Annotated in this window: 7 protein-coding genes; 4 read left to right on the forward strand and 3 right to left on the reverse strand. The window is 69.9% G+C overall.

Annotated elements, in window-relative coordinates:
* Window positions 1-264: 264 nt before the first annotated feature.
* Window positions 265-1821 (reverse strand): DUF4832 domain-containing protein, encoded by a 1557-nt coding sequence (locus FK267_RS01655; protein ID WP_141405963.1) that lies wholly within the window; start codon window positions 1819-1821, stop codon window positions 265-267.
* Between the two features lie 271 nt (window positions 1822-2092).
* Here FK267_RS01655 and serC point away from each other — a divergent pair, with 271 nt between their 5' ends.
* Complete coding sequence (gene serC / locus FK267_RS01660; RefSeq protein WP_141405965.1) at window positions 2093-3172, forward strand: 3-phosphoserine/phosphohydroxythreonine transaminase; 1080 nt, start codon at window positions 2093-2095, stop codon at window positions 3170-3172.
* Window positions 3173-3292: 120 nt separating this feature from the next.
* Window positions 3293-4483 carry a phosphoglycerate dehydrogenase gene (locus FK267_RS01665; protein ID WP_141405966.1) on the forward strand — a complete coding sequence of 397 codons (1191 nt, stop codon included), beginning with the start codon at window positions 3293-3295 and terminating at the stop codon, window positions 4481-4483.
* Window positions 4484-4655: 172 nt separating this feature from the next.
* Here FK267_RS01665 and FK267_RS01670 read toward each other — a convergent pair whose 3' ends face one another.
* Entirely contained in the window at window positions 4656-5837 is a 1182-nt protein-coding gene (locus FK267_RS01670; protein WP_232622473.1) for a Fic family protein, read from the reverse strand.
* Window positions 5838-6126: 289 nt separating this feature from the next.
* Window positions 6127-6891 carry a DUF4352 domain-containing protein gene (locus FK267_RS01675; RefSeq protein ID WP_141405969.1) on the reverse strand — a complete coding sequence of 255 codons (765 nt, stop codon included), beginning with the start codon at window positions 6889-6891 and terminating at the stop codon, window positions 6127-6129.
* 585 nt (window positions 6892-7476) lie between these two features.
* Between FK267_RS01675 and FK267_RS01680 the strand changes: the two genes are divergently transcribed.
* Together FK267_RS01680 and FK267_RS01685 are read left to right on the forward strand one after the other, a co-directional pair.
* The gene (locus tag FK267_RS01680) at window positions 7477-8973 is read left to right on the forward strand and encodes a sensor histidine kinase (protein WP_232622474.1); all 1497 of its coding nucleotides are present in this window, start codon (window positions 7477-7479) and stop codon (window positions 8971-8973) included.
* Window positions 8974-9106: 133 nt separating this feature from the next.
* Entirely contained in the window at window positions 9107-9868 is a 762-nt protein-coding gene (locus tag FK267_RS01685; RefSeq protein WP_141405972.1) for a response regulator, read from the forward strand.
* Window positions 9869-10540 lie beyond the last annotated feature (672 nt).

Raw genomic sequence — 10540 nt, forward strand, 5'->3', positions numbered from 1 at the left:
ACATCAGCGGTCCCGTCGTCGGAAGGTCCAGTAGGAATCGTTGGAATTCCGCGGTTCTTTCTTGGATTGTCGCATCGGAGTGGCGTTAATGTCAGCGTTGTGGACACTGACGCCCCGCCAGGCCGCCGTGAACGCCCTGCTCCTCAGCCGGCCGTGACCTTGAAGGCTCCGACCCGCCCAGCGATCCCCGCCGCCAGGTCCTCGATCCCCCGGCCCCGGGTGGGGGCCGGGTCCCCGTCGGGATCCCGTCGGTGGCCCAGCGCCCTACTTGGTGGGGGTGCGGCCCAGGGTGAGGTAGCCGGGAAGCGTCTGGTCCTGGCCGGCGCTGGAGAAGCGCAGCGGCTGGCCCGAGTCCAGCGGGTTGACCACGCGCACCAGGATCGTGTTCTGTCCGGCCGGGTCCGCCGGGAGCTGCCCGGAGAAGGTCTGGGACTTGCCGACCGCGACCTTGCGCAGGTCGCCGCTGAGTGTGGTGCGCCCGACCTCCATGCCGTTGGAGGTGTTGATGGCCACCGCCTCCACGTTCCAGTTGTAGTAGAAGGGCGCCACCCCGTTGTTGGCGATCTGCACCTCGACCTTGCCGTTACGCATCCGCCAACGCGCTACCGCCAGGTCGTAGCCGGTCTCGGCGGAGGCCTGCACGGTCCGCTCGCGCTCGGAGCCGTTGAGGGTCGTGGTGAAGGCCCAGTTGTCCACCAGCCAGCTCGCGTGCGTGGCCTTGATGGAGGCGTTGATGTCCACCGTTCCTCCGTTGGAGCCCGAGGCCATGCAGCTGCCCGGGTTGCGCACGGAGCACTCCTGGATGCCCGGGTAGATCTCGCCGCCGATCGGGTGCTGCTGCCAGGCCTGGTCCGCCTTGGCCTGCTTGAGCTTCGGCAGGAAGTGCCAGTCGGCGGTGTCCATCGTGGCGTAGCCGAAGGAGTCGTCGTGGTAGCCGACCCCGTGCTTGACCGTCTCCGCGGACGGGTAGCGCGCCAGCGTCGGCGTCACCTGGAAGGCGCTGCCCCAGGTGTCGACGAGGGTGTTCTGGTTCGCTGCCGACGGCATCCAGTTCTCGCCGGAGGGGTTCTCCCCGGAGACCTTGCCGTTCATCGGGTAGGTGTGCCCCTCGCCCCAGAAGCCCACCAGGCCGTGGGTGATGAAGGCCAGGCGCGGGTCGCCGTCGTACTGCTGGCCCAGGGCCGAGATGAAGCCGGTGAGCATCGACATCATCTCGGGGTCGTTGTAGTCCGGCGCCAGCGACTGGCCCGGCGCGTTGCCGTGGAACGTGTAGTCGTGGGTCGGCACCGCGTGGGAGCTCAGCAGGTAGGCCGGGATGCCGCTGGGGCGCCCGGGGTAGTCGACGTAGAAGCGCAGCACCGCCTGGTGTCCGCGCGAGGCGATGGCGTTGAGGTGCGCATCGAGCCTGTCCCACGAGTACGAGCCGGGCCCGGCGACGACGTCGCTGACCGGCAGCGTCAGCCACTCCATCGTGTGGGGCGGGGCTTTCTCCTGCAGCGCCGGCGAGTGGGAGGCGTCCGCCGGCGCGAAGGGCATCATCCCCTTGAGCGGGTTGGCCTCCGGCGTGGCCGCCGCGGAGACCTCGATCCAGGCCCGGTTGCAGTTGCAGGCCCGGAACCCGGTGGCCAGGGACACCACGGCGACGAGCGCCATGAGGATGGCGCCCAAGCGCGGCTTGCGCCCCCTGCGGAGCCGGTCGAGCACCTGGTGTCCCAGGGAGGGAGTGCGATTGGAACCTGGGCCGTGCGATTGCTGCGCGGCCGCCGACGTGGAGCCGGAAGCTGCTGCAGAAGTGGTCTCGTCGTGCTGTGAAGCGATCATAAAAACTTGTCAGGTAGGGACTTGGGCGTGGGTAAACCCTACCGGCCAGTTGAGCGGTCCACCTGTGCTATCGCTGACAACGTGCTCGGTTGACGGGGTGAAGGGCCTGTGCCACCCGTGCTTTTGGAGGACATGAGAATTTCGTGTTGTGCCGCGTTCCGGCCGCATTCCGGCAGCGGTTCGGCTGCGTTCCGGCAGCGGTCCGACGTCGGCGGGCGACGCCATGCGGGACGACATTGCCGCCGCGCGCATAAGCGGCCATGATGACTCCGTGCGCGTTTTCAATTTCTCCGCCGGTCCCGCCCAGCTCCCCCTGCCTGTCCTCGAGCAGGCCGCCTCCGAGCTCACCAGCTGGGGCGGATCGGGAATGTCCGTCCTGGAGGTCTCCCACCGCGGAGCGGACTTCGTGGCCTGCGCGGCCGACGCCGAGGCCACCCTGCGCCGCCTCCTGTCCGTCCCCGACAACTACCGCGTGCTCTTCCTCCAGGGCGGGGCCAGCGCCCAGTTCGCCGGCATCCCCCTCAACCTGACCGCCCCCGGCGACACGGTCGCCTACCTCAACACCGGCCAGTGGTCAGCCAAGGCCATCAAGCAGGCCGGCGCTTACGAACTCGACGTCGTCGTGCCCGCCGATGAGGCTGCCTCCTCCTACACGACCACCCCCGAGCCCGGCTCCTTCACGGTGCCCGAGGCCGCCCGCTACCTGCACTACACGCCCAACGAGACCATCGGCGGCGTCGAGTTCGACTACGTGCCCGAGGCCGGCGACGTCCCGCTCGTGGCCGACTTCTCCTCCACGATCCTCTCCCGGCCCATCGACGTCTCCCGCTACGGCCTCATCTACGCCGGGGCTCAGAAGAACATGGGCCCCTCGGGCCTGGCCGTCGTCATCGTGCGCGAGGACCTGCTGGGGCGGGCCCGCCCGGTGACCCCCACCGTCCTGGACTACCAGAAGATGGCCGACGCCGACTCCATGCTCAACACGCCCCCCACCTTCGCCATCTACCTGCTGGGGCTCATCGGCCACTGGATCGAGGACGGCGGCGGCCTGGAGGCGATGGCCGAGCGCAACCGCGCCAAGGCCGAGCTCCTCTACGGCTACATCGACTCCTCCGACTTCTACGCCAACCCCGTTCAGGAGCGCTCGCGGTCCTGGATGAACGTGCCCTTCACCCTGGCCGACCCCGCCCGCGACGCCGACTTCCTGGCCGGGGCCGAGGCCGCCGGGCTCACCAACCTCAAGGGGCACCGCTCCGTGGGCGGCATGCGCGCCTCCATCTACAACGCCATGCCGATCGAGGGCGTGCGCGCCCTCATCGACTACATGACCGACTTCGCCGCCCGGGCCTGAGCGCCCGCCGGCTCGCCATCCCGGCCGTCTAGTCGGGCCCGCGGGCCCGATCACCCGCCCGCGAGCCCAGTCGCCCGTCACAACCTTCCCCACCCGGACCGCTCTGCAGAAAGTACTTCCGTGACCACCAGCAGCGTTGACCACAAGTTCCGTATCCGCACCCTCAACGCCATCTCCGGAGCCGGCCTGTCCCGCCTGCCCGACGAGCTCTACGAGGTCGGCGGCTCCGTGGAGGAGCCCGACGCCCTCCTGGTGCGCTCGGCCAAGCTCCACGACACCCCCATTGAGGAGTCGGTTCTGGCCGTGGCCCGCGCCGGCGCCGGCACGAACAACATTCCGGTCGAGGCGCTCACCGAGCGCGGCGTGCCCGTGTTCAACACCCCTGGCGCCAACGCCAACGCCGTCAAGGAGCTGGTCCTGGCGGGCCTGTTCATCGCCTCGCGCAACCTCATCCCGGCGGCCCGCTTCGCGCACACCCTCGAGGGCGACGACGCCGAGATCGCCAAGGCCGTCGAGGCCGGCAAGAAGCAGTTCGTCGGATTCGAGCTACCCGGCCGCACGCTCGGCGTCATCGGCCTGGGGGCCATCGGCGTGCAGGTGGCCAACGCCGCCCTGGGGCTGGGGCTCAATGTCGTCGGCTTCGACCCGGGAATCTCCGTGGAGCACGCCTGGCACCTGAGCGCCGAGGTCGAGCGGGCCGACTCCATGGAGGAGGTCTTCCGCCGCGCCGACATCCTCACCGTTCACGTGCCCCTCATCCCCGCCACCCGCGGACTGGTGAGCACCCAGCGCCTGGCCCTCATGAAGGAGACCGCGGTGCTGCTCAACTTCGCGCGCGCCGAGATCGTTGACACCGACGCCGTCGTGGCCGCCCTGGACGAGGGCACGCTGCGCGGCTACGTGTGCGACTTCCCCTCCACGCAGGTCCACAAGCACCCCAAGTGCATCTCCCTGCCCCACCTGGGCGCCTCCACCAAGGAGGCCGAGCGCAACTGCGCCATCATGGCCGCCGACTCCCTGCGCGGTTTCCTCGAGGACGGGCAGGTGCACAACTCGGTGAACTTCCCCGAGGCCGTCATGGCCCGGCAGGAGGGCACGCACCGCCTCGTCATCGTCAACCGCAACGTGCCCAACATGGTCGGTCAGGTCTCCACGCTCGTGGCCCAGCACGGACAGAACATCGCCAACCTGCTCAACAAGTCCCGTGGCGAGCTGGCCGTGACCCTGGTCGACGTCGAGGGCGAGATCGAGCCCAAGGTCCTTGAGGAGCTGCGCGCGATCGACGGCGTGCTGTCCGCGCGCGGCATCTGAGCCGGGGTCCCGCGCGGCCGGGGACATCCTGCGCGTGCGGGGACATTCTCTTTCGGCCGGGGACCTCTCGCGCGTGCGGGGACGGGATTGCTGTCCCCGACGGCGTCGAACGCCCCCGGCCGGAAGGACACGCACCCGGCTGCGTGGAATGTCCCCGCCGTGACGACGTCCGTCAGACGTCCGCGGGAGCCTGCCGGCGCCCGAGTCCCTCGGCCACCTCATCCATGAGGTCCAGGACGTCCTGAGCCCTCCAGGCTCGGCGACCCCGGGAGACCTGGTATCCCCGAACGACGCCGGCGTTCTCCAAGCGCTCCAGCGCGCGCCGCGCCGCCTGCTCCGACACTCCCACCGCAGCGGCCGCCCCGCGAACATCCGTCACCGGCTGGGAGACCAGATGACGTATGAGGTCGCGGTCGGGGGTCCCGGCACGGGAGGACACACGAGCTTGCATCTGCCTGTGCACGTCGTCGAGCTCCCGGCCCGCCCAGGCCCCGAGCTCCGCGGCGCGTTGTGCCGCATCGATGAACAGCTCGACCACCGCCAGCGGCGCCCCCGCTCGGTACTTGTCCAGGGCTTGGAAGTAGGTCCCCACATTGGTCAGGAGGATCGCCGACAGCGGCAGTGGTGCGTTGAGGGACAGTCCTTCCCCCGACAGGACGACGTGAATCAGCGCCCGCCCGGTACGGCCGTTGCCATCTGCGAAAGGATGGATCGTCTCCAGCTGGGCGTGCGCCAGCGCCGCCTTGGTCAAGGGCGGCAGGTCCGAGCGCCGCAAGAAGGAGAGCAGATCCTCCAGTGCGCTCGGGACTCGTTCATGGTGAGGAGGGACGAACATGGCGCCTGCCGGGGACAGGTCCGAGCCACCGATCCATACCGGCTCTTGCCGGAGCCGACCCGCGATGGTCGGGGCAGAGTCCCCCAGCAGGGCCTGATGCATGGACAGCAGGGAGCTGAGGCCCAGGGGCCAGGGCGCTGCGGTGGCCGTCTCCATCGCTCGGGTGTTGGCCACGATGAGGGCGGCGTTTCCACTGCTGCGGTCGCCGCCGAAGGTCTCCTCCTCCACGATGCGGCGTGCCGACGACGTCAGGCGCTCAATGCGCGAGGACGCGCTCGACTCGCTGCGCAGAAGCAGGGGTGTGAAGGGAAGCAGGGCGCAGGCCGCCGTCGTATCGAAGCGCGTGATGGCGGACACCGCAGCCGCTTCACGTGCCATGACCTCGGTGGGGAGCTCGATGGCGGCGTCGGCGATATTCGGTACGACGGCCGAGTCGTAGGTGCGTGGCAGACGAGAGCGTTGCCGAGCGCTGAGGGCAGCGCCGTCCCGGGGGCGCCAGGGCAGGGTCTCCCAGGTCACGCGCGGCCATGAGGAAGTGGCGGCTGCATGAACCATTTCTGACACCCCCGGTTAATCCGATGACAGTTCACCACCATAAGTGTCAACAGAATGTGTGTCGAGTCTTGTCGGTACTGCAGCGGGTGACATTCTCTTCCGGCCGGGGGCATCCTGCGCGTTGGGGGACGGGATTGCTGTCCCCGACGGCGTCGAATGCCCCTGGCCGGAAGGACACGCACCCGGCCGCGTGGAATGTCCCCGGCCGGTGGGGTCCGCACGTGCCAGATGCACCTGCGGACCCCGTGGGATGTCAGAGGTTGTTGATCCAGGCCCGGCGGTGCCCGAACAGTGAGAGCGTGGGCTTGTAAAGGAGCACGTACTGCCCTCCGGCCGACACGTCGGCATCGAAGCAGACATCGCCGCTGACCGAGCCACCCGCAATCAGCTTGGAGGCCGACAGGTGGTTGCTCGAACCCATGAAGCCGCTGTTGCTGATCGCCCCAGCCGGGTCCTGCAAGGTGAAGTCCAGGGCATTGACGTCCAGGGTGTTCTTGGAGTCGTTGGTGATCGTGATGGTCGAGCAGGCGGTGGGGCCCAGGGTGGCGTCACCCGCGGTCACAGGCGTGGCGCTGACCTTGATGCCGCCGTCGTCGATCGTGTCACCGGCGTTTCCGACGACGTCGTCGCGCTGCTTCCCGGGGAAGCTCAGTGCGGAGTCCGACTTCTCGGCATCCTTTGCCGGCTCCTGCTGCTGAGGGCTGGGTGCGGCTGCGGAGTCCTGGCCGGCGGTTGCTTGAGCGGGCGCGCTGGCCATCGACTGGATGGAGGGCAGGGTGGCGGCGGTAGTGCTCGAGTTCCCCGAGCCCCCACCACCGTTGAGTGCGGAGGCGATCATGCCGACGGCGATGAAGGCGCCGATACCGGTGAGGATCTTGTGCCGGGCGAACCAGGAGCGCTTCGGCTCGGGAGCGGGCATGCCCATGCCTGCGGCCGGGGCGGGGAAGCCCGGGGCGGGGAAGCCCGCGGCGGGGACACCGGCGGGTGAGGAAGGGACTGGGTTGACGGGGCTGGTCATGATGGGTCCTTCGAGATGCGGGAGGTGAGGCACTGAGCGGGATGCGGCAGTGCCCATCACGGTGTGTCGTCACCGGAGCTGACGGGATCAGCTGACGGGAACAACGATGGCCCCGGCCGTGCGGCGCGCACATCGACCGATGAGTCCGAGGCGGCCGTCCGAAAGGGCACTCATCGCGACTGTCCAAAAGGACGATGCCTCCCTCGCCGTAGCGCCCGAATCGTGTCCTATCGGGCGATCATGCGTGTCAGTGCCCGGTTCTACAGTGAGCACATGTCAGTCCCCACCTACCCGCCCATTCCTGGACCCGGCACCCCACCCGTGTCGGGCTGGAGCGGTAGCCCTGGGGGTGGTCGGACTGAGCCCACTGCGCCCGCCTTCGGGGCGCGGGCCCTGCCATACCCGCCGATCCCACCGGCCTACCCCTACCCCTCCCATCCGGGATATCCGGGGTACCAGGGGTACGCGGGGTACGCGGGACTCTCCCCGCATCCCTCATACCCCGCTCCTTCCGCTGCTCCCGGCACTCCTGCGGCGTCGGACCCGCGCCTCCGCCCCCCGATGACTGCGGTTCCCTCCGCCCCTGTGCCGTACGCGCCTGTAAGACCGGCTCCGTCGTTCACGCAGTCCCTGTCCCCGTCGCAACGCCATGCCCTGCGCGTCACACTGACGATCCTGCGAAACCTGGGCCTGTTCGCCCTGTGCGCCATGGGGTTCCTCATTGCGCTGGGAACACGTTTCAACCATGAGCAGGTTCTCAAGGAGAGCTACCACCCAGTGCTCGAAGCCGCTGGAATCCTCACGGGGCTGGGGCTTCTCGTGGCGTTCTTCCTGCGTCGGCGCTGGCCGGTGCCCATCACGGTCGTCTCGGCGCTCGCGAGTGTTGTCGCCGCCCTGGACACCACGGTGGGACTCATCGCCTTCACCACCGTGGTGCGCCGGTCCCGCTCCCTGCGCGACCCTGTCCCGTGGGCCACGGGTGCGCTGCTCGCCGTCGGCACCCTGACGGCGCTCTTCCGAGACGCGAGCTACGGGGCCACCGGGAGCTCGATGATCGGTGCCTTTAACTCATCCTCCCCTGACCCCCATGCCGTGACCCATGTGTCGGTGCTGCAGGTGCTGTTCCTCGCGGTGGTGGCCATGTCCCTGCCGGTCGGCGTCGGACTGTGGCTGCGCGCGCGTGACGGGGAGAAGAAGGCCCGACGCCGCGCCCAGGAGGCGGCCGATGCCTCAGCCCAGGCCGAGCGCGCCGCCCAGGAGCAGACCCGGACCTCCACCCGGTTGGCGGACACCGTCAGCCTGCAGGCCGAGCGTGAGCGGGTGGCTCGCGAGGTGCATGACGGACTCGGCCACCGCCTGTCGCTGCTCGCCCTCCACGCCGCCGCCCTGGAGCAGGGCGTCCTGGAGACGTCGGAGAGCTCGAATGCCCCAGAGCGCTCGCAGGCCCCGGACTCAGCCGGCGCCGTCGGTGAGGACGATCCGCGGGCCGCCGCCCAGCGCGTGCGACAGGAGGCCCAGGGCGCCATGCGGGACCTGCGTTCCCTGCTCGCCGTGCTGCGTGAGCCGGTGGGGGCGGTCGAGCCCGCCCCGCGCCTGGAGGACCTCAGAGAGGTGGTGGACGGGGTCCTCGCCGCCCGCCAGCCGCTGAGCTCCTCGATCTACCTCGACCGCGCTGCGCAGGCCGATGAGGTGCTCTCGCGCGCCGTCTACCGGATCGTCCAGGAGTCCCTGACCAACGCCCGCAAGCACTCGCCCGGTACGAGCGTCCAGCTGCGCGTCGAGGGTGGTCCGGACACTGGCATCGACATCACCTGCTCCAACCGGATCTCTCGGACCGAGTCGGAGGCTCAGGACCCCGAGCCCTATGAGGTGCCTCAGGCCTCGGGTGCTGGCCGAGGCGCAGCGTCAGGACCCGGAGTCGTCGTCGGTGACCCCCAGGGTGGCTCGGGCCTGCGCGGCATGGCCCAGCGGGCGGCGATCTGCGGCGGCACGTTCCACGCCGGGCCCGACGGCCAGGGCAGGTTCGTCGTGAGCGCGCACCTGCCCTGGCGCTCGGCGGAGTCACCCCGTACCGGCCACTGAGCGGCCTCCAACCAGCATCTGAACAGCCCGGTCGGGAGAAATCGGCCGGCGTGCGGTTCACGGGCCTGCACCACCCGGGGCCTGGGCCGTTGGGATGGTGATTGTGTCGGCGCACGCACCTAGGCTGGGCTCCGTGCCCGATCCCTCCGCCGCCCCGGCCTCCTCGGCCTCCCGGTTCGCGTCCCCCGCACCGGCCCGCCCGGTGCGGGTCATCCTCGTCGACGACGACCCACTGACCCGCGCCGCCATCAAGCCGCTCCTGCGGCCTGGCCAGGACTACGTCGTCGTCGCCGAGGCCGGTGACGGCCGTGAGGCGATCGACGTGGTGGGCCGTATCGAGGCCGATATCGTGCTCATGGACCTGGGCATGCCCGTCATGGACGGGATCGAGGCCACCCGCCATATCTGTGCCGCACCGCGCCACCCCCACGTCGTGGCGCTGACCACCTGGGACGTCGACGACGCCGTCGTGCGCGTCATTGAGGCCGGTGCGGTGGGGTACCTGCTCAAGTACTCCGCCTCCGAGGAGCTCCATGCCGGGCTGCGTCGGGTCATGGCGGGCGAATCAGTGCTCTCGCCGGGGGCGCTTGCCGAGCTGCTGCGATACGTGCGTTCCCAGCCGACGGCACCGACGGCGGCGGCCTATGACCTTCGCTCTCAGGAGCGTCAGCACGCCGTGGCCCAGGCTCAGCAGGCAGCGGCGGGGCTCAGCCGGCGCGAGCTCGAGGTCATCGCGGCGGCCGCCGAGGGACTGACCACTGAGGAGATCGCGAACCGGCTGTACATCTCGGTCTCAACCGTCAAGGCCCACCTGCGCAGTGCGCAGGAGCGGGTCGGTGCCCGTAACCGGGTGCACCTGGCGGTCCTCGCCGAACGCGCCGGGCTGCTGGGATAGGGGTGAGCCACGCCGACCGGTGAGGGTCGGGCACCCTCACCCCACGGCTGGGAGCCTCCACCTCAGGGCTGGGAGCCTCTTCCCCTGGAGCCGGTCGTGCCTTCCCCTGCTTGGCCGCTTCTGGCGCCTGTGTGGGGCCCGGAGGTCGTGGTTGGACGTCGGCGCTGGTGCAGTTGGCGCACCAGTGGCTCGGGATGCCACGGATGCCCCACACTCAGGCGTCGCGGCCGGGGGCATCCTGCGCGTGCGGGGACATTTCTGTGCGGCCGGGGACAGGTGACGCGTTCGGGGACGGGATTGCTGTCCCCGACGGCGTCGAATGCCCCCGCCCGGAAGGACACGCACCCGGCCACGTGGAATGTCCCCGTCGTAGGTGACGGTCTGCTGGATGAGGGCGTCCGGGGCTCGAGGACGCACCTGAAGGCGTGCGGTCTGTACCCGCAGGGGCCGTGCTCGTGGCCTCAGGTGCGTTCTCGACGACGTGCGGGCTCGGTTGTCCGCGCGTAAGGAGTGGCAGGAGGACGGTGGGGTGCGCCGGTGACGGTTCCTAGGGTCAGGTGTCCGAGGGTAAGGCGTGGTGGGACGATGTCGGGATGCGCCGGCGACGGATCCAGGAGGCGACTGTCCGCGCGCAAGGAGCGGGTGGGGATGGGGTGCGTCCGTGACGGGCCC

This window comes from Actinomyces oris, from assembly GCF_006546825.1.
GTDB classification, from domain to species: domain Bacteria; phylum Actinomycetota; class Actinomycetes; order Actinomycetales; family Actinomycetaceae; genus Actinomyces; species Actinomyces oris.